The organism is Novosphingobium sp. 18050 (assembly GCF_902706195.1).
Taxonomy (GTDB): domain Bacteria; phylum Pseudomonadota; class Alphaproteobacteria; order Sphingomonadales; family Sphingomonadaceae; genus Novosphingobium.
On the sequence record NZ_CACSJO010000001.1, the window covers coordinates 178,395 to 204,726 of the forward strand.

The following is a 26,332-nucleotide window of genomic DNA, read 5'->3' on the forward strand; positions in this document are numbered from 1 at the left end:
CGGTTAACGGTACGGCGCATCGGCTTCAAGGTTCGCGGCGATAGCCCGCTCCCACTTGTCCCCGTTCGCCAGCAGCTTGGCCTTGTCGTAGAGCAGTTCTTCGCGCGTTTCAGTCGCGTATTCGAAGTTCGGCCCCTCGACGATCGCGTCCACCGGACAGGCCTCTTGGCAGAAACCGCAGTAGATGCACTTCGTCATGTCGATGTCGTAGCGCGTGGTACGGCGCGAACCGTCGACGCGGGGAGCCGCCTCGATGGTGATGGCCTGCGCCGGACAGATCGCCTCGCAAAGCTTGCAGGCGATGCAGCGTTCCTCGCCGTTGGGATAACGGCGCAGGGCGTGCTCACCGCGGAAGCGGGGCGAAAGCGGGTTCTTCTCGAACGGATAGTTGATGGTCGCCTTGGGCCTGAAGAAATACTTCAGGGTCAGCCAGTGCGCCTTCACGAACTCCCAGAGCGTGAAGCTCTTGATGAGATGTGCGACGGTCATGCGAAGTGTCCGGTTGCCATGAGGTAGCCGCTGACGATGACAACGAACAGCAGCGATACGGGCAGGAAGACCTTCCAGCCCAGGCGCATCAGTTGGTCATAGCGGTAACGGGGAACCGTCGCCTTGACCCAGCTGAACACGAAGAAGAAGAACAGCACCTTGAGCAGGAACCAGATGAAGCCCGGCACGAGGTACAGAACGGGGATGTCGAGCGGCGGCAGCCAGCCACCCCAGAACAATGTTGCGTTAAGTGCGCACATCAGCAGCACGTTGGCATATTCGCCCAGCCAGTAGGCGGCGAAAGCCATCGACGAATACTCGGTCTGGTAACCGGCGACGAGTTCGGATTCCGCTTCGGTAAGGTCGAACGGCGCGCGCTGCGTTTCCGCAAGGCTCGAAATCAGGAACATCACCCACATCGGGAACAGCAGCGGGTTCGCGACGAAGCCGTTGATGATGCCGAAGACGTGGCCCTTCTGCGCCAGGACGATGCCGTTCATATTGAACGTACCCGACCACAGGACGACGCAGATCAGGATGAAGCCGATCGAGACTTCATAGGAGATCATCTGCGCCGAAGCACGCATCGCCGAGAAGAACGGGTACTTCGAATTCGAAGCCCAGCCCGCCATGATCGTGCCGTATACGCCCAGCGAACTGATCGCGAGAACGTAGAGCAGACCGATGTTGATGTCCGCGAGGATCGCGCCGCCGTTGAAGGGGATCACCGCCCAGGCCAGCAGCGCGAGACTGAAGGTCAGCACCGGCGCGATCAGGAACAGGCCCTTGTTCGCAGCCGAAGGAACGATGGTTTCCTGCAGGAAAACCTTGAGGCCGTCCGCGAAGGACTGCAGCAGACCAAAGGGGCCGACGACGTTGGGACCACGGCGCAGCGCCATGGCAGCCCAAATCTTCCGATCGGCGTAGATGATCATCGCAACGCTGAGCATCAGCGGCAGCGCGATCAGCAGGATACCGCAGATCGTCGAAACGAACCACGCCCAGTCATGGGTCATCCCGAGGGACTGGAAGAACGAAGTCATTCCGCCGCCTCCGCGAAGTCCACGCCGTGCAGCAGTTCAGCCGAACAGCGCTGCATCGTCTCGCTGGCGCGAGCGACGGGGTTGGTCATGTAGAAGTCCTTGATCGGATAGGCGATTGCGCCGACCGGAGAACCGCCGCCCGCAGGCAGGGCGCTTCCGTAGTCCGCGAGGCCCTCGGTGCCAAGTGCAGGAACCGCAGCGACCATTGCACCGCGCAGTGCATCGAAGCTGTCGAACCCGACCGAGACGCCGAAAGCGTCGGCCAGCGCACGCAGGATCGTCCAGTCTTCACGCGCATCGCCCGGAGCGAAGACCGCCTTGTCGGCGAACTGCACACGGCCTTCAGTGTTGACGTAAGTGCCGGCCTTTTCGGTATAGGCCGAGGCGGGCAGCACGACGTCGGCAGAGTGAGCCGCCTTGTCACCGTGGTGACCGATGTAGACGATCATCGAACCTGCAAACTTCGCATAGTCGACTTCGTCGGCGCCGAGCGAGATGAGCACCTTGGGCTTGGCGGCGACGAGGTCGGCGATGCCGCCCTTCTGCGCGTAGCCGAGCATGAGGCCGCCCATGCGCGATGCCGCCATATGCAGGACGTTGAAGCCGTTCCAGGCCGAACCGTCCTCGAGCGTGCGCACGAGGTTAAACTGGGCCGAAAGGGCCAGAGCCGCTTCGAGACCGCCGCGTCCCAGCGCCGCGCCGCCCAGGATCACCGCCGGACGCTTGGCGCCCGAGAGTGCATCCGCGACGTGCTGCGGCAAGTTGCCGAGCGCCGAAAGATCATCACCGAGGAATTCGCCGCCGAAGGTGGTTTCCCACTCCGGGCCTACCAAGAACACCTTGGCGCCGCGCTTGACCGCCTTGCGCAGGCGGACGTTGACGGTGGGTGCTTCCCAGCGGACCATCGAGCCGACGATCAGGATCGCGTCGGCGGTCTCGATGCCGTTCAGCGTGGTGTTGAAGTTGACGGCCGCGAGGCTGGACGTGTCGTAGTCCATGCCGGTCTGGCGACCTTCGAGGAGCGTCGAGCCAAGCGCACCGACGAGCGCCCTGGCGGCAAACATCGTCTCGCAATCGACCATGTCGCCGGCGATGGCAGCGATCGAATTACCCGGGTTAAGCGTGGCGATCGCGGCAAACGCCTCGTTCCATGTGGCCTGGACGAGCTTGCCGTCGCGGCGCAGGTACGGCTTGTCGAGGCGGCGCTTCGTCAGGCCGTCGACCTGATAGCGCGCCTTGTCGCTGATCCATTCCTCGTTGACGTCGTCGTTGTTGCGCGGAAGTGCGCGCAGCACTTCGCGGCCACGGCTGTCGATGCGGATGTTGGCGCCGGTCGCGTCCGAAACGTCGATGCCGAGCGTCTTCTTCAGTTCCCAGGGACGCGCCTCGAACGCGTAAGGACGGCTGGTGAGCGCGCCGACCGGGCAGAGGTCGATCACGTTGGCGCTCATCTCATGGTGAGCAGCCTTCTCCAGATACGTCGTGATCTGCATCGATTCGCCGCGATAAAGCGCGCCGATCTCGTCCACGCCGGCGACTTCTTCGGAGAAGCGCACGCAGCGGGTGCAGTGGATGCAGCGCGTCATCGTGGTCTTGATGAGCGGGCCCATGTACTTCTCGGTCACCGCGCGCTTGTGCTCGTGGTAGCGCGAGCCGCCGCGACCATAGGCCACCGACTGGTCCTGCAGGTCGCATTCGCCGCCCTGATCGCAGATCGGGCAGTCGAGCGGGTGGTTGATGAGGAGGAACTCCATCACCCCTTCCCGCGCCTTCTTAACCATCTCGGAATCGGTGCGGATTTCCTGGCCTTCGGCTGCCGGAAGCGCGCACGAAGCCTGGGGTTTGGGCGGTCCGGGCTTCACTTCGACCAGGCACATGCGGCAGTTGCCGGCGATGCTCAGCCGCTCGTGATAGCAGAAGCGCGGGATTTCCTTGCCGGCCAACTCGCAGGCCTGCAGCACGGTCGCGCCGGCAGGTACTTCGAGTTCGACGCCGTCTACTTTTACCTTCGGCATTATTCGGCAGCCTCTTGCAGCGAGCCTGAGCGCGCTTCGATGCGGCGCTCGATCTCGGGGCGGAAGTGCTTGATGAGGCCCTGGATCGGCCACGCCGCAGCGTCGCCCAGAGCGCAGATGGTGTGGCCTTCGACCTGCTTGGTCACCTGCTGGAGCATGTCGATTTCATCGACATGAGCGTCGCCGGTACGCAGGCGCTCCATCACGCGCCACATCCAGCCCGTGCCTTCACGGCACGGCGTGCACTGGCCGCAGCTCTCATGCTTGTAGAAGTACGAGATCCGGCTGATGGCGCGCACGATGTCGGTGGACTTGTCCATGACGATGACCGCAGCGGTGCCGAGGCCCGACCCGACAGCCTTAAGGCCGTCGAAGTCCATAGGGGCGTCCCATATATCGGACGCCGGAACCAGCGGGACCGACGAACCGCCGGGGATCACCGCCAGCAGGTTGTCCTTGCCGCCGCGAATACCGCCGCAGTGACGCTCGATCAGCTCGCTGAACGGGATCGACATCTCTTCCTCGACCACGCAGGGACGGTTCACGTGCCCGCTGATCTGGAAGAGCTTGGTGCCCTTGTTGTTCTCGCGCCCGAAGGACGAGAACCACGCCGCGCCGCGGCGCAGGATGGTCGGGGCGACCGCGATCGATTCCACGTTGTTCACCGTGGTCGGGCAGCCATAGAGGCCCGCGCCGGCCGGGAACGGAGGCTTGAGACGGGGCTGGCCCTTCTTGCCTTCCAGGCTCTCGATCATTGCGGTTTCTTCGCCGCAGATGTAGGCGCCCGCGCCGCGGTGGACGAAGACGTCGAAATCGTACCCTGAACCGCAGGCATTCTTGCCCAGCAGACCGGCGGCGTAAGCCTCGTCACGCGCGGCGAAGAGGGTCTCTGCCTCGCGGATGTATTCGCCGCGAATGTAGATGTAGGCCGCGCGCGCACCCATCGCGAAGCCCGCGACCAGCGCGCCTTCGAGCAGGAGGTGCGGATCGTGGCGCATGATCTCGCGATCCTTGCACGAACCAGGCTCGGATTCGTCGGCATTGATGACAAGGAAGCTGGGCTTCGGATTGCCATTCTGGTCGAGCGGAGGCTGCTTGGGCATGAAGGACCACTTCATGCCGGTTGGGAAACCCGCGCCGCCGCGCCCACGCAGGCCCGAAGCCTTCATCTCGTCGATGATGGCCGCGTTGCCGCGCTCGATCAGGGCTTTGGTGTTGTCCCAGGCGCCGCGCGCCTGCGCTTCCTTCAGATTCCACGGCTGATAGCCATAGAGGTTCGTGAAGATGCGGTCCTTATCCGCGAGAGCCATTACCACTCACTCCGGTAGTCATGGTTTGCCGTGACCATCGCCGCCAGGTTGGTCGGCTCGCCCACGGGTTCGACGGTGTGGCGCGCCGGGTCCTGCGTGCCGGCCTTGGGGCTTTCGCCGCGAGCCAGCGCATCAAGCACGGCGTCCATGCGCTCTGCCGTCAGGTCCTCGTAGTTGTCGTCGTTGATCTGGACCATCGGCGCCGATGCGCAGTTGCCCATGCACTCAACCTCGGTGAACGACCACATGCCGTCGCCGGTGATGTGGCCTTTCTTCATCCCGCGCGACTTGCACGCCGCGATGATGTCGTCCGAACCGCGCAGCATGCACGGCGTGGTGCCGCAGACCTGCACGTGGAACCGGCCGATCGGCGCGATGTTGTACATCGTGTAGAATGAGGCGACCTCGACCACGCGAATGACCGGCATCGACAGATATTCGGCGAGGAATTCCATCACCGGGATCGGCAGCCAGCCTTGCGTGTTTAGTTCTGCACCCACCTGGCGCTGGGCCAGGTCGAGGAGCGGCATCACCGCAGAGCGCTGACGCCCTTCGGGGTAACGTGCGACAACTTCCTTCGCCTTGGCCGCATTGGCCTCGGTCCAGGTGAAATTGCCCCAACGGGCCCGCAGTTCGGGCGTATCGGGTTCGATATAGCGGTCAGCCATGCTTACCTCTGCGCTTCAGCCACTGATCCTGGCCGAAAAAGAAAATTTCAAAGCCGCCGATGGCGGTGGCCAACATCGCGATCATCGGCGAGGGTTCGATCCCCGCCCACAGCACCGCGAAGTAGAGACAGACGAGAAACACGCCCGTCAGGCTCGCCCAGATGCGGATCATCTCGACTGTGTTGAACTTCACCATCGGTCCCGCTCCTTTAGCGAATGAACTCGACGCGGGCGCACTTGTCGCCCTCGAACGTGTAGACGGCGACGACGTCGAACGGCTCGACCAGTTCCGAACCATCGGTTGCAGGGCCGCGCGTCACATGTTCGCGCATCAGCACATAGCTGCCGATCTGCGAAGCCTCGACGATCTGAGCGTTGTTTTCGGGCCAGCGCACGAATGCGGCGGCAAGCCCCGAACGCGTGCCTTCCTTGCCCTCGCGAGCTACTGCCCCGCGGTAGTTCGCTTCGCAGGCGTCGTCGGTCATGAACGACACGTAGAGATCGACGTCCTGGGCATTGTAGGCGGCAATCATGGCCTTGGCGGTATCAAGATTGCTCAACGGTCGCACTCCCCGAACACGATATCCATGGCGCCCAGGATCGCGGTGGCGTCAGGCAGCATGTGCCCCTTGGACATGAAGTCCATCGCCTGAAGATGGCTGAACGCGGTCGGGCGGATCTTGCAGCGGTACGGCTTGTTGGAGCCGTCCGACACCAGATAGACGCCGAATTCGCCCTTGGGGCTTTCTGTGGCGACGTAAACTTCGCCGGCCGGAACGTGGAAGCCTTCGGTGTAGAGCTTGAAGTGATGGATCAGCGATTCCATCGAGCTTTTCATCTCGGCGCGCTTGGGCGGCGAGACCTTGCGGTCGGTGGAAGCCACCGGACCTTCAGGCATGTCGCGCAGGCACTGCTTCATGATCTTGATCGACTGACGCACTTCCTCGGCGCGGACCATGAAGCGGTCGTAGCAGTCCGAGTTGGTGCCGACCGGGATCTCGAAGTCCATACGGTCATAGACGTCGTAAGGCTGGCTCTTGCGGATGTCCCAGGGGATGCCCGCAGCGCGGATCATCGGACCGGAGAAGCCCCATGCCAGCGCGTCTTCCTTGGAAACGACCGCGATGTCGACATTGCGCTGCTTGAAAATGCGGTTGTCGACCACCAGGCTGAGCGCATCGCCAAACAGTTCGGGCAGACGCGTATCGAGCCAGTCGGCGATGTCGGTCAGCAGCTTGAGCGGCACATCCTGGTGGACGCCGCCGGGGCGGAACCAGGCCGAGTGCATGCGCGCGCCGGAAGCGCGCTCGAAGAAGTTGAGGCAATCCTCGCGCACTTCGAACAGCCACAGGTTCGGCGTCATCGCGCCGATGTCCATGATGTGCGAACCCATGTTCATCATGTGGTTGCAGATGCGGGTCAGCTCGGCGAACAGCACGCGCAGATACTGGCCGCGCAAGGGCACTTCCAGATTGAGCAGCTTCTCGATCGCGAGAACGTAGGAATGCTCCATGCCCAGCGGCGAGCAGTAATCCAGACGGTCGAAATACGGGAGCGCCTGGAGGTAGGTCTTGTGCTCGATCAGCTTTTCGGTGCCACGGTGAAGCAGGCCGACGTGCGGATCGATCCGCTCGATGATCTCGCCGTCCAGCTCCATGACCATACGCAGAACGCCGTGCGCTGCAGGGTGCTGGGGGCCGAAGTTGATCGTGTAGTTGGTGATGACCTCGTCGCCGGTGGTGGGCGACGTCTCAAGCTGCATGCTCATTTGGCGTCTCCCTTCTCGGACTTCTCGGCAGCCTTCTCGTTCGCCTTGTCCCCAGCGCCGGTATCGGCCTTGGTTTCAGTAGCCTTGGGCGTGGCAACGGGCGGCGGCGCAGGTGTTTCGGCGGCCTTCTCGTCACCCGGAAGGATGTAGTCGGCGCCTTCCCACGGGCTCATGAAGTCAAAGCTGCGCAGGTCCTGAGCCAGCTTTACCGGCTCGTAGACGACGCGCTTGTCCTCTTCCGAGTAACGCAGTTCGACATAGCCGGTCAGCGGGAAGTCCTTGCGGAACGGGTGCCCCTCAAAGCCATAGTCGGTGAGGATGCGGCGCAGGTCCGGGTTGCCGGCGAAAATCACGCCGTACATGTCGAACACTTCGCGTTCCAGCCAGCCGGCGTTGGGCCACAGCGTGGTCACGGTCGGCACCGGGGTGTTTTCGGCGGCGTTGACCTTCACCATCAGGCGATGGTTCTTCGTCACCGAGAGCAACATGTAGACGACATCGAAGCGCTCGGCGCGCGAGGGGTAGTCTACCCCTGCCATCTCCATGAGCTGCTGGTAGCCGTGCTCGTCGCGCAGCGCGCGCAGGGCGTTCTCGATCTCGGAGCGTGCGACGGTGAGTACGATCTCGCCGTACTCCTCCTTCGAGGCCACGACCATCGAGCCAAGAGCGGCGACAAGAGCGTCGAGGACGCCCTCGTTGGACGCGATCTTCGGAGCGGAATGCAGAACGGGCATCTTGTCCTTACCTCTCGACAGTGCCCACGCGGCGGATCTTACGCTGAAGCTGCATCACACCATAGAGCAGCGCTTCCGCTGTCGGCGGGCAACCCGGCACGTAGATGTCCACCGGCACGATCCGGTCGCAGCCGCGCACGACCGAGTAACTGTAGTGATAGTAGCCGCCGCCATTGGCACAGCTACCCATCGAGATGACGTACTTGGGTTCCGACATCTGGTCGTAGACCTTGCGGAGCGCCGGAGCCATCTTGTTGCACAGCGTACCGGCCACGATCATCACGTCCGACTGGCGCGGGGAAGCGCGCGGCGCGGCGCCGAAGCGCTCCATGTCGTAGCGAGGCATGTTGACGTGGATCATCTCGACCGCGCAGCACGCGAGACCGAAGGTCATCCACCACAGCGAGCCGGTGCGGGCCCACTGGAACAGTTCCTCGGTGCTGGTGACGAGGAAGCCCTTGTCGGACACTTCCTGGTTGAGGTCCTTGAAGAACGACTGGTCGGGCGCCGTGATGGCGCCGCCGACCGGCGAAGTCGGGGCCAGAGGCTGACCCGCGCTGTTTACGAGCGTGCTCATTCCCAGTCCAGAGCTCCCTTCTTCCATGCATAGGCGAGGCCGATGGCCAGTTCCGCCAGGAACACCATCATCGTCAGCCAGCCGGCCCAGCCGGTGAACTTGAGCGAGACAGCCCAGGGGAACAGGAACGCGGCTTCCAGATCGAATACGATGAACAGGATCGCGACCAGATAGAAGCGGACGTCGAACTGGCTGCGCGGATCCTCGAAGGCGGGGAAGCCACACTCGTATTCGCTGTTCTTGTCAGCGCTGGGCTGATGCGTGCCGGTCAGGCGGGCGACGCCCATCGGCAGGAACACGATAACGGATGACAGTCCCACCGCGATCACGATGAATATCAGGATCGGCAGGTATTGTGACAGATCGGTCAATGGTCTCTTGCCTCATTACCGGATGCGACGCTGACGGACTCGGCAAAAGGTCATGGGCCGAGCCATCAAGTTGGCGCGCTCTTAGGCCAGCCCTACCCCGCAGGCAAGGTGTCCGGTTGCATAAATCCGCCCATTTGCATTGCATTGCAACACGGGAAGGCCCTCACCCGCGGGATTTCGCAGATAAAGCAGCGACCCTGCCGGTTTGCGCAATCGCCTGTCGATTTACGCAATCAAGCACGTTAATTATTGCGAAACGTTCGCGATATCTCTTGGCAATACGCAGCCCGCTCCCATGTTGGTTCGATGGCGGTGCAGATAGCCGCTATAAACGCGGCGGGGCGATGAAGACTGCCGCGACGTTGTCACGAATGCGTCGCATCATTGCAATTGACGCATCGCAACATTATCCGAGCGTCAATCGCTTTCAGATTCCAGTGCGAAAGGCATATCAATGGCCCAGATTTCCGCATCCGATCCCATCGTCATCCTGAGTTACGCACGCACCCCGATGGGCGGCCTGCAAGGCGTTTTCGCCGACGTTTCGGCGACGGACCTCGGCGCCACTGCCGTCAAGGCCGCAGTTGAGCGCGCCGGAGTCGCCGGTGAGGACATCGAGCGCATTTATATGGGCTGCGTCCTGCCGGCAGGCCTGGGCCAGGCCCCTGCCCGCCAGGCTGCGATCAAGGCCGGGCTGCCCAAGTCGGTCCAGGCGACGACGGTCAACAAGGTCTGCGGCTCTGGCATGCAGACGGTCATCATGGGCGCCGAGGCTTTGGCGTCGGGCTCGCTCGATGTCGTCATCGCCGGCGGCATGGAATCGATGACCAACGCGCCGTACCTGTCGAAGAAGCACCGCTCGGGCGCCCGCGCCGGCCATGATACGATCTACGATCACATGTTCCTCGACGGTCTGGAAGATGCCTATGAAGGCGGCTCGATGGGCTCCTTCGCCCAGGTCACCGCCGACGAGTACCAGCTGACCCGCGAAGGTCAGGACGAATACTCTATCGAGTCGCTCCGCCGCGCGCAGGAAGCCGTCGCCAGCGGCGCCTTCAAGAACGAAGTCGTCCCCGTGACGGTCAAGACCCGCAAGGGCGAAGTGATCGTCGATACCGACGAGCAGCCGGGCAAGGGCAACCCCGATAAGATCAAAACGCTGCGCGCCGCCTTCGCCAAGGACGGCACCATCACCGCCGCCAGTTCCAGCTCGATCTCGGACGGCGCAGCAGCGGTCGTGCTGACCCGCAAGAGCGTGGCCGAAGCCAAGGGCCTGACCCCGCTTGCCACGGTCGTCGGCGTCTCGGCCCATGCACAGGAGCCCGCCAAGTTCACTACCGCTCCCGTCGGCGCGATCACCAAGCTGATGGACAAGGTGGGCTGGCAGCTCTCCGACGTCGACCTGTTCGAAGTGAACGAGGCTTTCGCCTGCGTCGCGATGTTCGCGATGCACGATCTCGGCATCCCGCACGATAAGGTGAACATCCACGGCGGCGCCACCGCGCTGGGTCACCCGATCGGCGCCTCGGGCACACGCATCATCGTGACGCTCATCAACGCGCTGAAGGACAAGGGCCTGAAGAAGGGCGTCGCGTCGCTCTGCATCGGCGGCGGCGAAGCGACTGCGGTGGCGGTCGAACTGGTCTGATCGGTCGTCCGAGCCGGACAATGCGAAACCCCCGCCCTTGCCGGCGGGGGTTTTCGTTTGGGCGCGGGACTTGCGCTAGACCCTCAGCCGCCTCGTTTGGAGATAGCTGTCCCAGCCTTCGCCGGGATGACGATAGGGGCAGCGGCCTGCAGAGGGCTGCCCGTGTGGCGCCTCAGGGCGCACCGGTGCCCCACACCGCTTCCTCGCGCACGAAGCCCTTGTGACCGTCGGTATCGAAGCCGCACCAACCGTCCTTGCATGCACCCAGCTTACCGACCACGCCCGGCTCGATGCGCCAGAGCATCGGCGAGGTGCTACTGCCTTCTGCGTGCATCTCGATCAGGCCGCCGTCCTTGACCAGCCCGGCGCGCTGGCGGGAGAGCAGCAGATCGCGCATCCAGCCCTTTGCGCCGTCCGGGTCCTCGATCAGGCGCCATGGCCCTTCCCGGCGCAGGACTTTCACCGGCAGGTGCGGGCGGCGGTAGACCCAGTCGATCCGGTACGAATCGCCCGGGCCCACCCGCAGGTTGGCGATATCGGTATCGACCGAAGCCCAGTATGGCACCTTGTCGTCGTCCGCAGCGCGAGCGGGAATGGCTACGGCAATGCCCAGGGCGAGCAGCGGCAGGAGGAGTTTGCAGGCGTTCATCACACCAGCTCATACCGCGCGGCGCGACGCCCCATCAAGGCTTCTTGACCCCGACCCTGTGGAAGGCATAGCCCCCTTGTCCATGACCCAGCACAGCGAAACCTTCCGTCCGATCCCGTCGCGCCCCCGGGTGATCGTCACGCGCCGGCTCCTGCCGTCCGTCGAGGCGCGGATGGCCGAGCTTTTCGACGTGGTGCTGAACGCCCAGGACATCCCGATGACCCGTGCCGAGCTGGAAGCGGCGATGCGCGATTGCGACGTGCTGGTGCCCACCGTGACCGACACCATCGATGCGGCGATGATCGCAGGCGCCACCGGGGAGCCGGGCGCCCGCCTTGGCATGATCGCCAGCTTCGGCGCCGGCACCGAGCATATCGACGTAGCCGCGGCCCGCTCCCACCGCATCATGGTGACCAATACCCCCGGCGTCTTCACCGACGATACCGCCGACCTGACGCTGGCGCTCATCATTCTCGTCTCGCGCCGCTTCAGCGAAAATGCGGAGATCCTGCGTGAGGGCAAGTGGACCGGCTGGGGGCCCGCCGTCATGCTGGGTCATGCGCTGGGCGGCAAGACGCTGGGGATCGTCGGTATGGGCCGCATCGGTCAGGCCGTGGCCCACCGCGCCCGCGCCTTCGGCATGGATATCCGCTACCACAACCGCCACCGTCTGCCCGGTGCGATCGAGAACATGTTTGCCGCCCGCCATGTGCCGGACCTCGACACCCTGATCGCCGAGGCCGACATCCTCACCTTCCACTGCCCGGCCGGACCGGAAACCGTGCACCTGATGAATGCGCGCCGGATCGCCCTCATGAAACCGGGCGCCTGCCTCGTGAACACCGGACGCGGCCAGCTGATCGACGAGGAGGCTCTGATCGCAGCCCTGGCGGAGGAAAGGATCGCAGGCGCCGGACTGGACGTCTTCGCCCGCGAGCCGCAAGTGGACCCACGCCTGTTCGAGCTGCCCGGCCTCGTTGCCCTGCCCCACCTCGGCAGCGCCACTTACGAAGGGCGCGGGGCGGCGGGCGAACGGCTTATCGCCAACATCCGCTTCTGGGTCGACGGCCACCGCCCGCATGACATGGTGCTGCCCGAATTACCATGAACGCTAACGCCCATGCGCAAATTCCGGCCGAAGCGCCGCGGCAAATGCTTGTCTCGGTTTAATTTCCCAATCTAACCGAGCGTAAAGTAATTCACAGGTATTCGCCGCAGTACCTCAGGGGGATAAAATACCGATGATCCAGCAGCGCCTGCTGCCATTCACCGCCATTACTGCCGCCCTGCTGCCCGCTTCCGCGCTGGCGCAGGATGGCAGGATCGACGTGGCCGAAGCCGGAGACACCGCATGGCTGCTGGGCGCCTGCGTGCTGGCTCTGCTGGCGCTGCCGGGCCTGGCGTTGTTTTACAGCGGGCGGGTGCGCCGCAAGAATGTCGTCTCGGTGCTGACCCAGATCGGCGCGATCTTCGCGCTGGTGTCGACCCTGTGGATCATCGTCGGCTACACCCTCGGCTTCGGCGACGTGGGCAGCGGATGGCTCGGCACGGGCAATGCCTGGATGCTGATCAACCTGGGCAATGTCCGCATCGGAACCGGTGTGCCCGAAAGCGCCTTCGCTCTGTTCCAGATGGCTTTCGCGGCGCTTGCCCCCGCTCTCATGGCAGGTGCCTGGGCCGAGCGGGCACGATTTGGCTGGGCGCTCGTTTTTGCGGGCCTGTGGAGTCTCGTCGTCTACGCACCGATCGCGCACTGGATATGGGGCGGCGGATGGCTGGCGCAGGGCGTCGGCACACTCGACTGGGCGGGAGGCATCGTCATCCACACCAGCGCGGGCGTCTCGGCGCTGGTCGTCGCGATCATGCTGGGACGGCGCAAAGGGGCGTTGACGGGAGCGTCGGCAGGCCGCGCGGCCGCACATAGCCCTGCACTGACGATCGGCGGCGCGGCATTGCTGTGGATCGCCTCGCTGGCGCTGAGCGGCGGTTCGGCGCTGACCGCCAGCGACGACGCTGCCGCCGCGATCATCACCGCGCACATCGCCGCCGCATCCGCTGCCCTCAGCTGGCTGCTGGTCGAGCGTATCGCGCTAGGCAAACCCAGCGGCACCGGCTTTGCCATCGGCGCCGTCGCCGGTATCGCCGCGGTGAGCCCGGCAGCCGGCTTCATTTCTCCCGGCGCGGCGATCCTGTTCGGGATCGTTGGTGCCGGCGCCGCGTATTTCGCGATGCAGTTCGTCCGGCGAACGCTCAAGATCGACGATTCGCTGGGCATTTTTGCGGTCCACGGCGTTTGCGGAATGCTGGGATCGCTGCTGCTTGCCGTCTTCCTGTCGCAGCGTCTCGGCGGTGTCGGCTACGGGGAGGACATGAACCCGATCGCGCAAGTGGTGGCCCAGGGCATCGGGCTTGCCGTGGTGATCGTATGGTCGGTTGTGGGCACCGTGATTCTCGCCCTCATGACATCGCTCGCCTTCCCGATGCGCGTCTCCGAAGATGCCGAGCGAGAGGGTCTCGACGCTTCCACACACGGCGAGCGGGCCTGGGATTTCGATTGACACTCAGTTACTTCACACAAGATATGGGAATATGAAGGGCTATTTCCGGCAAGCTGGCCGCACCGCACTGCGCACGCTCGATTTCCGCAGCCGCGCCTCCCGCAGCGAGTTTCTGGTTTACCTGGTGCTCTCGCAATTGCCTCTCGTGGTGGCCCACTGGAGCTCAAGCTGGTTTGCACCCCCGGCGATTGCCGATGCGATCATGTTGGCCGCAGTGTGCTTGATTTCGGCCACGCTATTCGCGCTCAGTGTGCGGCGCCTTCACGATTTCGGGCATAGCGGCTGGTGGAGCCTGCCGCTGCTGATCCTGATCGGTCGCACCCTGCTGCTCGACCTCATTGGCCTGACCGCAGGCTGGCCCCTGCGCAGCGCCATCGAAAGCGGGCTCAGCTATATCGACTGGCTGGCGACGATTCCCGCCGTCGCCGTATTCGCCGCTATGCTGGCATGGCCTGGCAACAGGGGCCCGAACCGTTTCGGCCCGGCCCCGGAGGAAGTGCCCGCCTCCGCGCCCGCACAAACAAAAACGGCCAGCACGGAAAAATCCGCGCCGGCCGCCTGAAACCTTTTCCTGATGCTGGCGATCAGTCGCCGGTCAGGATGCGGTCGACCAGTTCCTTCACCGTCGGCGTGAAACCGTTGGAATAGAAGGGGTCCTGCTTGAACTTGTAGGCCGCGTGGCCTGCGAACATCAGGTTCTCGTCAATGGCGCCATCGTGGGCGATGTCCTGCAGGGTCTTCTGAATGCAGAAGCTGCGCGGATCGGCGAGGCGGCCGGTGGTGTAGTCGTCATGGTCCTTCCACGACGAGAAACCGCAGTGCGAAAGGCAGCCCATGCAGTCTGCCTGGTCCTTGCGGATCACGTCGCGCTCTTGCGGGCTGACGAAGATAATGGTGTCGTCAGGCGTACGCAGGCCGTCCGTGTGGCCCTGCGCCGACCATGCGCGAGCGCGGTCGAGGTCCTTCGGGGCGACCCAGAAGTTCTTGCCCTTCACCCCGACGTCGAGACGTACGGTATGCACACCAGCTTCGACCTTGGAGTAGGGAATCTGGCGCTCCGAACGCGCTTCGAGATTGCGCAGGAACGGGTTGCGCACGGCCGAGGAGTAGAATCCCGTCGGCGAGAAGCGGTGCAGCAGAACGTCACCCGGCTCCAGTTCGCGCAGAGCATCCTTCCACTGCATAGGAATGGGGCTTTCGTGCGTCAGCAGCGGGCGAGTGCCGTACTGGAACGCGATCGAGCCCAATTCCGGGTTGTCGATCCAGTTCTCCCAGTCACGCAGGAACCACACACCGCCGGCCATGACGATCGGCACGCTGTCCGGCACGCCCTCGGTGCGCATGGTGTCGCGCAGCGCCTTGACGCGGGGATACGGATCTTCCGGCTTGAGCGGATCTTCAGCGTTCGACAGGCCATTATGCCCGCCGGCGAGCCAGGGGTCTTCATAGACCACCGCACCCAGCAAATGAGCGACCTTGTGATAGGCACGCTTCCACAGCGCGCGGAAGGCGCGAGCGGAACTGACGATCGGCAGATAGTTGACGTCGTAGCGTGCCGCGATCTCGGACAGCTTGTAGGGCATGCCCGCGCCGCAGGTGACGCCGGTGACCATGCCGCGGGTCTGCTCAAGCACACCTTCGAGGATCGGCTGCGCGCCGCCCATTTCCCACAGCACGTTGATGTTGATCGCACCATTGCCGCCCGAAATCTCGTAGGCGCGGCGCACCTGCTCGACCGCGCCATCGATGGCATAGTCGATCAGTTCCTTGTGGCGATCCTTGCGCGTGAGCGCATTGTAGATCTGGGGCACGATCTTGCCCTCGGCATCGTAGCTGTCCGCATTAACCGCGCTGACTGTGCCGATGCCGCCTGCCGCCGCCCAGGCGCCGGAACTCATGTGATTGCTGGCGGAAACGCCCTTGCCACCTTCGACCAGTGGCCACACTTCGCGACCGCCGTACAGAATCGGCTTTAGACCCTTGAAACCCATCTTCTCTTTCGTCTTTCCCGAGCGTGGCGCTCAGCCCTGCGATCCGTCAGTTTTCGGCGGCGCCTCGCCCGCTATGCGGCAAGGTTTGATGTTGGCCGGTTTGGGCCGTGTGCCCACGGCCTCGAACTGCGCGTAATATCCTTGCAGTTCCGGCTTACGAACAAATTCCGTCAAACGAAAGCCCACCGAGGCGAATTCACAGAACAGCAGCGACGGCGCGATGCCGTGCGTGTCGGTGGGCTTGTCGACGTCGACCACGATGATCCGTCCGCCCGGACGCAGCGCCGGGCGCATCCGCCACAGGAACGCGTAGGGCTCGGAAACCTCGTGGTACATGTGGACCAGTAATATACGATCGAAACTGCCGCGCGGCAAACTCGGATCGTCCGGTTTGCCCAGCTTGATCGATACGTTGTCGATCCCTTCGCGCATGACGCGCGCGGCCAGCCGCTCATTGGCGGCCGGGCTGATATCCTCGGCCAGCACCCGCCCGTGCCGGCCTACGCGCTGGGCCATGCGGACAGTGTAATAACCCTCACCCGCGCCGAGATCGGCCACGCTCATGCCCGGTGCGATGCCCGACAGGTCCATGACGGTGTCCGCCTCATTCACGCTGTCGCGCTGGGCTTCGGATGCGAAAGTATTGGCCCCGACCCTGGAAACCGGACGGTCGGCCACTGGAAATGCGCGCGCGCTCTCGGCCCGGCCGTCGTTGACGGCAGGCTGCTGGCAGGCGGCAAGCGCCAGGGCCAGAATAGCGGGAACGAAGGGACGGGCGCGAAACATGCGGCCCCTTAGCGACTCGAGGTCACGTTGGCAAAACCCTTGAGGCAGCATGAACCGGACGCCCCGTCTCGCGGCGGGACGCCCAAATGGTTCAGAATGGCTGGATCAGTCTACGTCCTCGACGTCGACCTTCTCACCGGTGACCCGCTGCGAGAGCGCAGCGGCCATGAACGGATCGAGTTCGCCGTCGAGCACATCGTCCGGCGCGGTCGAGACATAGCCCGTGCGCAGGTCCTTCACCTGCTGATAGGGCTGCAGCACGTAGGAGCGGATCTGGTGGCCCCAGCCGATGTCGCTCTTGCTGGCATGCTCGGCGCTAGCGGCTTCCTCGCGGCGGCGCATCTCGGCCTCGAACATGCGCGCCTTGAGCATGCCCATGGCGATTTCGCGGTTCTTGTGCTGAGAACGGTCGATCTGGCTGGCGACGATGATGCCGGACGGCTGGTGGGTGATACGCACCGCCGAATCGGTGGTGTTGACGTGCTGCCCGCCCGCTCCCGAAGCGCGGTACGTATCGATCTTCAGGTCCGACGGGTTGATGTCGATCTCGAAAGTATCGTCGATCACCGGGTAGACCCACACCGACGAGAAGCTGGTGTGGCGCCGCGCCGCGCTGTCATACGGGCTGATGCGGACCAGGCGGTGGACACCGCTTTCGGTCTTGGCATAGCCATAGGCATTCTCGCCCTTGATGAGCAGCGTGCAGCTCTTGATGCCGGCGGATTCGCCTGAATGGTAGTCGACCAGTTCGACCTTGTAGCCCCGGCGTTCCGCCCAGCGGGTGTACATGCGCTGGAGGATTTCGGCCCAGTCCTGGCTTTCCGTACCGCCCGCGCCCGCATGGACTTCGAGGTAGGTATCGTTGCTGTCCGCTTCGCCGCCGAGCAGCGCCTGAATCTTGTCGGCATCGGCGCGGTCGGCCAGCGCAGAAAGCGTGGCGAGGCCTTCCTTGATGGTGTCCTCGTCGCCTTCCATCTCGCCAAGTTCGACGAATTCGGCGGCGTCGGCCATCTCGGCGCTGATCTCGTTGACGGTCCCGATCGAGGCCTCCAACCGGCGGCGCTCCTTCATGACCGCCTCGGCCTCCTTGGGCTTGTCCCAGAGAGTCGGATCCTCGACGCGTGCGTTCAGCTCGTCGAACCGGCGCAGGGCGCGGTCCCAGTCGAGGAACTTGCGGACCAGCGCGAGGGCCTTCTCGATACGCGCTATGTGGGCCTGCCCTTCGGCACGCATGGGGAATTCTCCAACGAAACTGCTACGCCGTGCGCATAACGCGGAAGCGGCGTATGTAAAGCGCGCGGAGATATCCGCGCGCTGGAAGGCGGCGCTATTACCCGGTGATGGGGGTGATGTTCAAGCGCGCAAGTGAGCGGGAACGATTACGCCGTCCCCGACGCCCCGGTCTGCGCCATGGCAAACATATCCGGGGCGGGAGAAGCTTGTTACTTCCTGAGCTTTTGTACCGCTTCGAGTGTAAGCTTGACGTGATCGCGGTAGTCGAGTTCGGAATGGACCATGGTGATCCGCCCGTCCCGGGCGATGACGTAGCTGGTGCGGTCGGTCATCCCGGCCGGAGCACCGTCGCGCTTGAGGGCGACGTCGTAGTCCTTGATGATTTTGGGCGTCGCGATGGCAACCGCGAACTTGTCGCGGCAGGCCTCGGTCGAGAATTTCTGAAGGGTCGGCAGATCATCCGCCGACATGCCCACGACCGACGCACCGGCCTTGGCGAAATCGTCCGAAGCCTCGGCGAAGGCGTGAGCCTCCAGCGTGCAGCCCTGCGTAAATGCCTTCGGGTAGAAATAGAGCACGACCGGCCCGCGCTTGAGCGCCTGCTTCAGGTCGAAGCCCATGACCTTGCCGCCCTTCGCCCCCTTGGTGACGAATTCCGGGGCCTTCGCGCCAACCGGCAGACTGGCACTGGCGATACCGGGCGCGAGCATGAGAGTCGCAGCGGCGAGCGGGGCAAGGAAGGTCTTGAGCATTTGCGCAATCTGGCTGGACAGCGCGGCGCTGTCCAGCCGAATGAGCAGGATCACTCGATGTAACCGAGCACCGTGCCGACTTCGTAAGTTTCGCCGACCTGGCCGACGATCTTGAGCGTGCCCGTTGCAGGCGCCTCTACCTCGTTGGTCGACTTGTCTGCTTCGAGGGAGAACAGCGGCTGCCCCTCGCTCACCGAGTCGCCGTCCTTGGCGAGCCATTCGGCGACCTGGCCCTCCTGCATGGAGAAACCGATTTTCGGGAGCAGGATTTCAACGGCCATGGTACTGGTGATCCTCCGGGATATTTCTCAAACGGCCCGCACGTTCTGTTCCGCACGCGACCGGGCATTTGCACGATGGGTAGCGCACTGGCCGGGGCAGGCAAGCACCCCGCCTGCCCGTGGATCGACAATCCGTGTCGGCGATGTTGGCATGGCCGGTATGAAGCTTCGGCAGGCCCGGCCGGATCGGAGGGGCGCCCCCTCCCCCGGTCATGCTGAGGCTGCCGAAGGCCCTCACGCCTGAGCCATTGAAGTATCCCCTCGTCCGTCCTCATGCGCCATCCAGTGGACGAAGCGGTGCAGCGGGTACATCGCATCGTGGGGATTGCCGATGGTCGATGGCCCCGCCTCGCCGATATGGACGATGCGCTGGGCGCCGCCCGCTGCCAGCCGGTCGCGGTAGTCCGCCATGCGATCAAAGGGATAGAAGCCCACCGTCTGGGTCGCCACGTTGATCCACTTCACCGCATCGTCGAGGTTATCAACCCGCACCACGTTGGCGGTCTTGTTGATCGGATGGAAGTCCACCGGCTCGTCGGAGCGTACCACGAGGCCCTTGCCATCGGTCTTGCCCCAGACGCCGAATTCGTCATCCATCATGCTCATCATCTCGACCGCCTCGCGCATGTCGATGTCGAGCGGGCGGACATCGCCGCTCTCGGCCGCGCGGCGGGCGATGTGGTACTGCAGGCGCTCGCAGAAGCGGTCGACCTGGGCCTCGTCGCCTTCCACGAACTGGAAGCGACTGGCCACGCAGGCTTCCTGGTTGAGGGTCATCACGTCGGCCGAGCACAAGTCCGCCACGCGCTCGATGGTTGCCTCATCGACCAGCGCCTCGCGGCCGATCATCGAGATCGAGGTCTTGGGATCGAACGAGACCAACTGGAAACCGGGGCCTAGGTACTTGATGACGTTGTTGATCGCATCGCCGCCGCCCCATGCGACGATCTTGTCGAAATACTGCGGGCGGTAGAGCACCCGCTCGGTCGCATCATCGCCGCCGCGCCAGTAGACCGCCGACATCGAGCGCACGATCGGGTGGTTCGGGTCCATATCTGCCATGGTGCGCAGGATGGCGACCATGGTGAAGGGATCGGCGCTGCTCATCTTGAACAGATTGACTGCCTTCACCATCGCCCCTTGCGCCACGGACTTCACCGCGACGCCGGGCGAGTTACCGGGCAGGACGTGGATAAGGCGCGGCGCGAAGGCGCGCACGAAGCTGCGACGGCCGGTGAAGTCCTCCTTGGGCACCCATTCGTCGAGCGCGCGGGGATCGGGGAAGTTCTGCGCCACCTCGGCCATGAGCACGCGCTTGTCGAGATAGGCTGCCGCGTGGCGGGCGGTATTCTCGACGACGGCGCGGGGCAGGATGTGGGTGCGGCACATCCGCTCGATGCATTCCTGCATATGGTCGTTGTCAGGGGCGACCAGCCGCTGACCGGTCTCGACGAGAAAGTCGATGATCTCGGCAAGCGGCACGTTGAGCAGCGGCGGCACTTCGGTGCGCGGCGGCACCGCTCGGTCGAAGGGTATCCTCGGCGTGGCGAAGGTCACACCAAGGTCGCGCGAGGTCTGTATGATGTCGGTGCCGTGCAGCACCTCGCCGCGGAGGAAGAACGGAGCCGAGACTAGGTCATCGGCGGGCTTCGCCTGGGTGATTTCGTTCATGCCACACCTCGTACATAAGCGTCGACAGTGCCCGCACAGCCGATCTTGTCGTCGCCTTCCAGGTCCGCATAGCGGGCGATGTTATCGCGGATCGAAGGTCCATGGTTGCCGCAGGCGCAAGGACCGTAATCGAGGCTGATCCTGTCGCCGGTAATCACCCCGCCCCAGCGTCCGTCGAGCGAGAGATCGAAAAACGCAGCGCGGCCTTCCATCTCGCCGGCGGTGTGATCCAGCGCCGCATCGCCGGACTTGTCGAGCAGGATCGGCACGATCCACGGCGGCACGTGATAGCGCCCGCCCTCACGGCACTTGGGCATGCCGGAGTTCAGTTCCTGCATCGAATAGTTCTGGAAATGCCGGTCCGCCGGAATGTTGAACGTGTCGAACACGTAATCCTGATAATCGGCGGGAAGCTGGGCCCGCTTGAGCCCGCCCCCGACATAGATGGAGTTGTCGGGATCGAAATCCTCGCGCCCGTACCCGGCATCGCGCACTGCCTTGGCCACAGCCCACAAGCCGCTCCACAGGCCCGAAAGCTGGAGCTTGCGGTGACGGTTCTCGATGATGAACTGCGCGGTCGCGGGGATCGCGTCCGCGACAGCCTTACCGCGCTGCGCCGAGGTTTCCTCGAAAGCGGCGATCTCGTCCGGCCGGGCAGTACCTTCGGCGATCTTCTTGCGCATGACCACCATCGAGGTCAGCGAGCCGACCGTGATCGGCGGCACCGGGTAGTTCCAGCGCGGCCACTCGGGATTGGCGAAAGCGTCGTACTGCGCTTTTGCGATCGTCGCATTCTTGGGCACCGTGGCGACCGGCGCGCAGCCGACGATCAGACGGTCCCGCGCAGCCGCCACGCCCGAACCCCAGGAGAACACGTTGACGGTGTCGATCTTCGACCAGTCCATGTCCTTCTGCGAGGCGATCAGCATGGCGGACTTGCCCGTCGTCCCGCTGGAGCACGAGATGAAATAGCCTTTTTCAGCCAGCCGCGCGATCCAGTCGTCGATACCCTCTATCCCCTCGAGCGACACGCCCTCTATCGGATGGGGCGAGACCGTGCCCAGCCACTTGGTCAGGCGGTCCCAGCGCTCATCCATGAGGTAGCTTTCGGGGTAGGACTTGTAGGCGGTGTGCGGGAACAGGATCGACACCATGTCGGCGATCTTTGCGATTTTCTCCAGTCCGGCATCCCTGGCGCGCAGGCCAAGCAGCTTGATGCTGCCGCGGCGTTCCTGAAACCGCTCGTCCAGTGCAGCCACCTGCGTCTCGCGCAGTTCGTCGGCAGAGAACGAGAAACGTTCGGGATCGGCCACCAGGGCCATGAGTTTTTCGGCAGCAGCGCCCATCGGCTCGTATCCTCTCCAGGAGGCCGCGTTCGCCTGCCAGTCTACTGGACAGTTCGGCGCGACTCGATTAATAACACCTTATGCGTATCATTATTCACGAGAGGCTTGGCGGCGCAAGCCAAATCGTTTCCACTGGGGCGATGCTCGACGAATCTCCCATCCGTGCCGGACGGCCCACCCGCCAGCAGGCACAGGCCCGTCAGGTCGCCCTGCTCGAAACCGCACTCGAACACTTTCTGGACAAGGGATACGAAGGCGCCACCATCGAGGCCATCGCCGCCGACGTGAACATGACCAAGCGCACCGTCTACGCGCGCTTTCCCGACAAGACCGCCCTTTTCCGCGCAGCCATCCGCCACGGCACCGAAGCCCGCGCCGTAACGCCGGAAGTGATCGCGGCAACGCGCGGGGACAATCTGGAAGAAACGCTGGTCGCCATAGCGATGCTGCGCATAGGCCTTGTGGCCGAGACCTCCGGCGCGAAGCTGCAGCGGATCATCAACACCGAATCCTACCGCTTCCCAGACATCTTCCAGACTTATTACGACATCGCCGCCCTGCCGACGGTGCGTTTCCTGTCGGAAATACTTGTCGAGGAGACGCGCGCGGGACGCCTTGCCATCGACGACCCGCTACTTGCGGCCAACGTGTTCATGAGCATGGTGGTCAGCGGCCCGGTACGCTTCATCCTCTCCGGCAATTCGCTCGGACGCGAGGATATCGACCGGCGGGTGCGCTTTGCGATAGACCTGTTCCTGAAGGGCGCCGAGCCAAGATAACTCGCCATCGGGCGCGATCCGGCAAACGGACGCGCGAATACACTGACAACCGGAGGATATCTGAAATGACTGCTCCCGATTCGCATTCCCCCGTCCAGCGCTGCGTCGTCGTCACCGGCGCCAGTTCCGGCATCGGCAAGGCCAGCGCCGAGGCATTCGCCCGCATGGGTTGGCACGTCATCGGCACCGGACGCGATCCCGAACGGAGCGCGGCCGCCGAAGCCTCCCTGCGCGCCCTCGCCCCTCCCGGCGGACGCGTCGACTTCCTGCGCGGCGATTTTGCCGAGATGGCCGACGTGCGCCGCGTCGCCGCAGAGATCGCCCAACTGACGGACCGGGTTCACGTCCTCGTCAACAACGCAGGCGGCTTGCGCGATGGCCTTTATACTTCGTCCGAGGGGCTGGAGTGGACTTTTGCCGCCAACCACCTCGCACCGTTCCTGCTCACGCGCGAACTCATGCCGTTGCTGGAACGGGCGAGCGAGACTTCCGCGCCGGGCACAGTGCGCGTGATCGCCGTTTCATCCCTCGGGCACATGCAGTGTTCCGCAATGCACTGGGATGATCTGATGATGCGCGATGACTTCGCCGCCGGCCCGGCCTATTGCCAGGCCAAGCTGGCCAACCTGCTGTTCACGCGAGAACTCAACCGCAGGGTGGAAGGGCGCGGGATCGTTGCCCAGGCGATGCATCCGGGCAAAGTCGGGTCCAATTTCTCCAGCCACGGCGAAGCCTCGCTGCAGGCCTACATGGCAACGCAGAACCTCATCACGCCCGAGCAGCCCGCCCGCACGATCGTGTGGCTGGCAACCGCACCCGATGCGGGGAAACACGGTGGGCGCTATTTCTACGACCTCGCGGAAGAAGAAGCCGCCCCGCAGGCGCTGGACGACGAGGCCGCGGCACGGCTCTGGCGCGAAAGCGAACGGATGCTTGAAAGCGTCGACGCCTGAGTAAACTTCGCCCCGCGCCCGTTCCTTGACGGAGCGGGTCACGGGGCGACAGGTGCGACCCACGAAGGGCTATTGCCGCAAGTCTGCGCGAGAAAAGCGAGGGAAACCTCTCCGCGCCGTGACCGCTATACGCGGCGATCACTTGCGACAGCGGGAAAATAGGTTGCGTTAAATCGATTGCAATTAGACTTTAGGATTAGAGGAAACCCCGGAGAGCACCGGCAGGCCGAGATCAACCGAGCCGCTTGCGCTTGACCGGCCGCCCTGGCAGCCGCACGGAAGCGGCGACATTCTTGATCTTGGGAACCTGCCTGCATGACCCCAGCCGACCGTCCCCGCCGCAGCGCGCTCTATCTGCCTGCCTCCAACGCCAAGGCCATTGCCAAGGCCCGCACCCTGCCCTGCGACGTGGTGATCCTCGACCTTGAGGACGCGGTTGCACCCGAATCCAAGGCAGAGGCGCGCGCCGCCGCCGTCGCTGCAATCGAAGAAGGCGGCTTCGGCCACCGCGAGGTCGCTATCCGCGCCAATGGCATCGACACGGAATGGGGCGCCGCAGACCTTGCCGCCATCGCTGGCTCGAAAGCCGACGCGGTGCTGGTGCCCAAGGTCAACAGCCCGCAGGACATCGCCCGTTACGAAGTGGCGCTATCCGCAGCGCCTTCCTCGATGCAGCTCTGGGCGATGATCGAGACCTGCGCGAGCGTGTTCGCGCTGGAGCCGATCGCGGCGATGGCCCATTCCAGCCGCCTGTCGCTGTGGATCATGGGGACCAACGACCTCGCCAAGGAAATGCGCGCTCAGTTGACACCGGAGCGCACGCCGTTCCTGCCGTTGCTGTCGATGGCGGTTGCTGCCGCGCGGGCCCACGGCATCGCGGTGCTCGACGGTGTTTGCAACGAGTTCCGCGATCTGGATCTCTTCTCCGCCGAAGCGCGGCAGGGGCTGCTGTTCGGCTTCGACGGCAAGAGCCTGATCCACCCGGCGCAGGTCGATCCGTGCAACACGATATTCTCGCCCGGAGAGGACGACCTCGCCTGGGCGCAGACCGTGATCGAGGCGTTCACCCTGCCCGAGAACCAGGGCAAGGGCGCGATCCGCGTCGATGGCAAGATGACCGAGCTGCTGCACCTCGAGCAGGCGAAGCGGCTTGTTTCCGTGGCGCAGAGGATCGCGGCGGCCGGTTAGAAATGAAGCGGGGGGCCTCCACTGCACGGCCCTCCGCTTCCTTCAAATCAGACGAAACGCCCGCCTATTCCGCTTTCGCCGTAACCTTGCCGATCGGCCCTGCCTCGTTCGCCACTACCTTAAGCACTGCCGCCCAGGCATCGACGTTCTGCTGAAGCGCCAATGGATCGACCTTGTCGAGCGTATCATCGGGCGTGTGATGCAGGTCGAAGTAATGCATCCCGTCCTGCCCAAGGTCGATCACCGCGAGGTTTTGCGCTTTGATGATCGCGGAGACGTCCTCGCCGCCGTCGGCAGCGCCTTCATGGGGCACGATGCCCATCGGCCACAGTGCGGCCTTCACCTTGTCTGCCAGTGCCTTGTCGCCGGGCGCGGTGTTGAACTTCACCTGCCACACCTTGTCGGCGCCGAAGTCGCTTTCCATCGCCATCGCGTGGGGCTCGCCCCCGTGCAGCCTGACGTAATGCTCGCCGCCGCCGCCGGAGAGGCCCATCTCCTCGTTGCCGGACCATAGCACGCGGATCGTGCGCAAGGCCTGCCCGTCCTTGCTGGCCGCCAGCGCCGCTGCGGTCACGATCGCACAGCCCGAGGCATCGTCCACCGCGCCGGTGCCAAGGTCCCAGGAATCAAGGTGGCAGGCGACGACGATGATCGGCAGCGAAGGATCGCGGCCCGGTAGTTCGGCCACCACGTTGCCCGAAGTCGCATCGGGAAAGGGCTTGCCCATCAGCGTCAGGTCGATCGCCATCGGCTTGCCGCGCGCAGCCGTTCGGGCGATGAGGTCGGCATCGGGGTTGGAGACCGCGCCCGAAGGGATCGGCGTTACGTCCTTGGCGAATGTCGTAACCCCAGTATGCGGATTGCGGTGGCTGTCGGTGCCCGCCGAACGGATGACGACCCCGGCCGCTCCCTTGCGCGAGGCGATGGTCGGCCCCTGCCTGCGCACGTTGCCATAAGGGCCATATCCCGAGCCATCCTGCGCCGCCCGCATGGCATGGTCGATGAAGGCGACCTTGCCCTTGAGCGAGCCATCAGGCGCGCTCTCCAGCGCGGCGAGCGTGGGGAAATAGACCAACTCCGCCTTCAGCCCGCCCTTGGGGGTGGGCACCGAAAAGCCCAGCGCCGTGATCGCAAGGGGCTGGGCATAAGGCGCGGTCAGGGCCGCGCTCTCGGGCCCGCGTGTCCAGGCGAGCGTCTTGAATTCCTCGACCGCGACCTTCTGGAAGCCGAGCGCCCTGAGCTTTTCCGCGCCCCAGTCCCGCGCCCGGTCCTCGGCAGAGGAACCGGCGGGACGCGGGCCGATCTCGGTGGTCAGCCCCTCAACGATGTCCCAGGCGACACCGGAGCCTTGAACGGGCGTGGCAAAAGCCGGGACGGCAATCGAAAGCGCGGCGGCGGCGAGGCCGAAAGCGACGGGCGGGCGGGGCTTGGTGACAATGCTCATGTTGCAGGTGCTAACCGAGCAGCAAGGTCCTGCCAAGCAGCGGTTAAATGCCTCACGCGTCGGTGTGGAAAAGCGGTC

General features: G+C 64.3%; 27 protein-coding genes. 7 read left to right on the forward strand and 20 right to left on the reverse strand.

Going from position 1 to position 26,332, the window contains the following annotated elements; all coding sequences use genetic code 11:
- Positions 1–3: 3 nt before the first annotated feature.
- The 11 genes from nuoI to GVL61_RS01085 are packed head-to-tail and all read right to left on the reverse strand — an operon-like array spanning position 4 to position 8,975.
- Positions 4–489 carry an NADH-quinone oxidoreductase subunit NuoI gene (gene nuoI, locus GVL61_RS01035; RefSeq protein ID WP_043975206.1) on the reverse strand — a complete coding sequence of 162 codons (486 nt, stop codon included), beginning with the start codon at positions 487–489 and terminating at the stop codon, positions 4–6.
- Positions 486–1,532 (reverse strand): NADH-quinone oxidoreductase subunit NuoH, encoded by a 1,047-nt coding sequence (gene nuoH, locus GVL61_RS01040; protein WP_159975953.1) that lies wholly within the window; start codon positions 1,530–1,532, stop codon positions 486–488. The genes nuoI and nuoH overlap by 4 nt, the downstream gene beginning before the upstream one ends.
- Positions 1,529–3,547 (reverse strand): NADH-quinone oxidoreductase subunit NuoG, encoded by a 2,019-nt coding sequence (gene nuoG / locus GVL61_RS01045; protein WP_159975955.1) that lies wholly within the window; start codon positions 3,545–3,547, stop codon positions 1,529–1,531. Before nuoG ends, nuoH begins: the two co-directional genes overlap by 4 nt.
- Entirely contained in the window at positions 3,547–4,857 is a 1,311-nt protein-coding gene (gene nuoF / locus GVL61_RS01050; RefSeq protein WP_159975957.1) for an NADH-quinone oxidoreductase subunit NuoF, read from the reverse strand. The genes nuoG and nuoF overlap by 1 nt, the downstream gene beginning before the upstream one ends.
- Entirely contained in the window at positions 4,857–5,525 is a 669-nt protein-coding gene (locus tag GVL61_RS01055) for an NAD(P)H-dependent oxidoreductase subunit E (protein WP_159975959.1), read from the reverse strand. The genes nuoF and GVL61_RS01055 overlap by 1 nt, the downstream gene beginning before the upstream one ends.
- On the reverse strand, positions 5,518–5,721 hold the full coding sequence (locus GVL61_RS01060; RefSeq protein WP_159975961.1) for a hypothetical protein: 204 nt from the start codon (positions 5,719–5,721) through the stop codon (positions 5,518–5,520). Before GVL61_RS01060 ends, GVL61_RS01055 begins: the two co-directional genes overlap by 8 nt.
- A gap of 13 nt (positions 5,722–5,734) precedes the next feature.
- Entirely contained in the window at positions 5,735–6,085 is a 351-nt protein-coding gene (locus GVL61_RS01065; RefSeq protein WP_159975963.1) for a nuclear transport factor 2 family protein, read from the reverse strand.
- Positions 6,082–7,293: an NADH-quinone oxidoreductase subunit D gene (locus GVL61_RS01070; protein ID WP_159975965.1), complete on the reverse strand. Its 1,212-nt coding sequence runs from the start codon at positions 7,291–7,293 to the stop codon at positions 6,082–6,084. Before GVL61_RS01070 ends, GVL61_RS01065 begins: the two co-directional genes overlap by 4 nt.
- A complete protein-coding gene (locus tag GVL61_RS01075; protein ID WP_159975967.1) occupies positions 7,290–8,027 on the reverse strand; it encodes an NADH-quinone oxidoreductase subunit C in 738 nt (245 codons plus the stop codon). Before GVL61_RS01075 ends, GVL61_RS01070 begins: the two co-directional genes overlap by 4 nt.
- Before the next feature lie 7 nt (positions 8,028–8,034).
- Complete coding sequence (locus GVL61_RS01080) at positions 8,035–8,604, reverse strand: NADH-quinone oxidoreductase subunit B family protein (RefSeq protein ID WP_043975218.1); 570 nt, start codon at positions 8,602–8,604, stop codon at positions 8,035–8,037.
- Complete coding sequence (locus tag GVL61_RS01085) at positions 8,601–8,975, reverse strand: NADH-quinone oxidoreductase subunit A (protein ID WP_159975969.1); 375 nt, start codon at positions 8,973–8,975, stop codon at positions 8,601–8,603. Before GVL61_RS01085 ends, GVL61_RS01080 begins: the two co-directional genes overlap by 4 nt.
- 454 nt (positions 8,976–9,429) lie before the next feature.
- Here GVL61_RS01085 and GVL61_RS01090 point away from each other — a divergent pair, with 454 nt between their 5' ends.
- Positions 9,430–10,623: an acetyl-CoA C-acyltransferase gene (locus GVL61_RS01090; protein ID WP_159975971.1), complete on the forward strand. Its 1,194-nt coding sequence runs from the start codon at positions 9,430–9,432 to the stop codon at positions 10,621–10,623.
- Between the two features lie 172 nt (positions 10,624–10,795).
- Here the strand turns inward: GVL61_RS01090 and GVL61_RS01095 are convergent, their stop codons facing one another.
- The gene (locus GVL61_RS01095; protein ID WP_159975973.1) at positions 10,796–11,272 is read right to left on the reverse strand and encodes an SH3 domain-containing protein; all 477 of its coding nucleotides are present in this window, start codon (positions 11,270–11,272) and stop codon (positions 10,796–10,798) included.
- Positions 11,273–11,354: 82 nt separating this feature from the next.
- Between GVL61_RS01095 and GVL61_RS01100 the strand changes: the two genes are divergently transcribed.
- From GVL61_RS01100 to GVL61_RS01110, 3 genes are all read left to right on the forward strand, one after another.
- Positions 11,355–12,380, forward strand: a complete 1,026-nt coding sequence (locus GVL61_RS01100) for a D-glycerate dehydrogenase (protein WP_159975975.1) — start codon at positions 11,355–11,357, stop codon at positions 12,378–12,380.
- Between the two features lie 133 nt (positions 12,381–12,513).
- Positions 12,514–13,830, forward strand: a complete 1,317-nt coding sequence (locus GVL61_RS01105) for an ammonium transporter (protein ID WP_159975977.1) — start codon at positions 12,514–12,516, stop codon at positions 13,828–13,830.
- Positions 13,831–13,861: 31 nt separating this feature from the next.
- Positions 13,862–14,392: a DUF805 domain-containing protein gene (locus GVL61_RS01110; protein ID WP_159975979.1), complete on the forward strand. Its 531-nt coding sequence runs from the start codon at positions 13,862–13,864 to the stop codon at positions 14,390–14,392.
- Positions 14,393–14,414: 22 nt separating this feature from the next.
- On the opposite strand, the gene GVL61_RS01115 is transcribed toward GVL61_RS01110, so the two are convergent.
- From GVL61_RS01115 to GVL61_RS01145, 7 genes are all read right to left on the reverse strand, one after another.
- A complete protein-coding gene (locus tag GVL61_RS01115; protein WP_159975981.1) occupies positions 14,415–15,821 on the reverse strand; it encodes a nitronate monooxygenase family protein in 1,407 nt (468 codons plus the stop codon).
- 30 nt (positions 15,822–15,851) lie between these two features.
- Positions 15,852–16,607: a class I SAM-dependent methyltransferase gene (locus GVL61_RS01120; protein ID WP_159975983.1), complete on the reverse strand. Its 756-nt coding sequence runs from the start codon at positions 16,605–16,607 to the stop codon at positions 15,852–15,854.
- A gap of 105 nt (positions 16,608–16,712) precedes the next feature.
- The gene (prfB, locus tag GVL61_RS01125; RefSeq protein ID WP_059150036.1) at positions 16,713–17,840 is read right to left on the reverse strand and encodes a peptide chain release factor 2; all 1,128 of its coding nucleotides are present in this window, start codon (positions 17,838–17,840) and stop codon (positions 16,713–16,715) included.
- A gap of 209 nt (positions 17,841–18,049) precedes the next feature.
- Positions 18,050–18,592 (reverse strand): peroxiredoxin, encoded by a 543-nt coding sequence (locus tag GVL61_RS01130; protein ID WP_159976608.1) that lies wholly within the window; start codon positions 18,590–18,592, stop codon positions 18,050–18,052.
- A gap of 50 nt (positions 18,593–18,642) precedes the next feature.
- On the reverse strand, positions 18,643–18,873 hold the full coding sequence (locus GVL61_RS01135; protein ID WP_159975985.1) for a biotin/lipoyl-containing protein: 231 nt from the start codon (positions 18,871–18,873) through the stop codon (positions 18,643–18,645).
- 234 nt (positions 18,874–19,107) lie between these two features.
- Positions 19,108–20,544, reverse strand: a complete 1,437-nt coding sequence (locus tag GVL61_RS01140; protein WP_159975987.1) for an acyl-CoA reductase — start codon at positions 20,542–20,544, stop codon at positions 19,108–19,110.
- Positions 20,541–21,890, reverse strand: a complete 1,350-nt coding sequence (locus GVL61_RS01145; protein WP_159975989.1) for a hypothetical protein — start codon at positions 21,888–21,890, stop codon at positions 20,541–20,543. Before GVL61_RS01145 ends, GVL61_RS01140 begins: the two co-directional genes overlap by 4 nt.
- A gap of 80 nt (positions 21,891–21,970) precedes the next feature.
- Here GVL61_RS01145 and GVL61_RS01150 point away from each other — a divergent pair, with 80 nt between their 5' ends.
- The 3 genes from GVL61_RS01150 (at position 21,971) to GVL61_RS01160 (ending at position 24,810) form a co-directional block, all read left to right on the forward strand.
- Positions 21,971–22,669, forward strand: coding sequence for a TetR/AcrR family transcriptional regulator (locus tag GVL61_RS01150; protein WP_235037480.1), 699 nt, complete (start codon positions 21,971–21,973; stop codon positions 22,667–22,669).
- A gap of 65 nt (positions 22,670–22,734) precedes the next feature.
- A complete protein-coding gene (locus tag GVL61_RS01155) occupies positions 22,735–23,622 on the forward strand; it encodes an SDR family NAD(P)-dependent oxidoreductase (protein WP_159975991.1) in 888 nt (295 codons plus the stop codon).
- A gap of 315 nt (positions 23,623–23,937) precedes the next feature.
- A complete protein-coding gene (locus GVL61_RS01160; RefSeq protein WP_159975993.1) occupies positions 23,938–24,810 on the forward strand; it encodes a CoA ester lyase in 873 nt (290 codons plus the stop codon).
- Positions 24,811–24,874: 64 nt separating this feature from the next.
- Here the strand turns inward: GVL61_RS01160 and GVL61_RS01165 are convergent, their stop codons facing one another.
- The gene (locus GVL61_RS01165; protein ID WP_159975995.1) at positions 24,875–26,254 is read right to left on the reverse strand and encodes a M28 family peptidase; all 1,380 of its coding nucleotides are present in this window, start codon (positions 26,252–26,254) and stop codon (positions 24,875–24,877) included.
- Positions 26,255–26,332 lie beyond the last annotated feature (78 nt).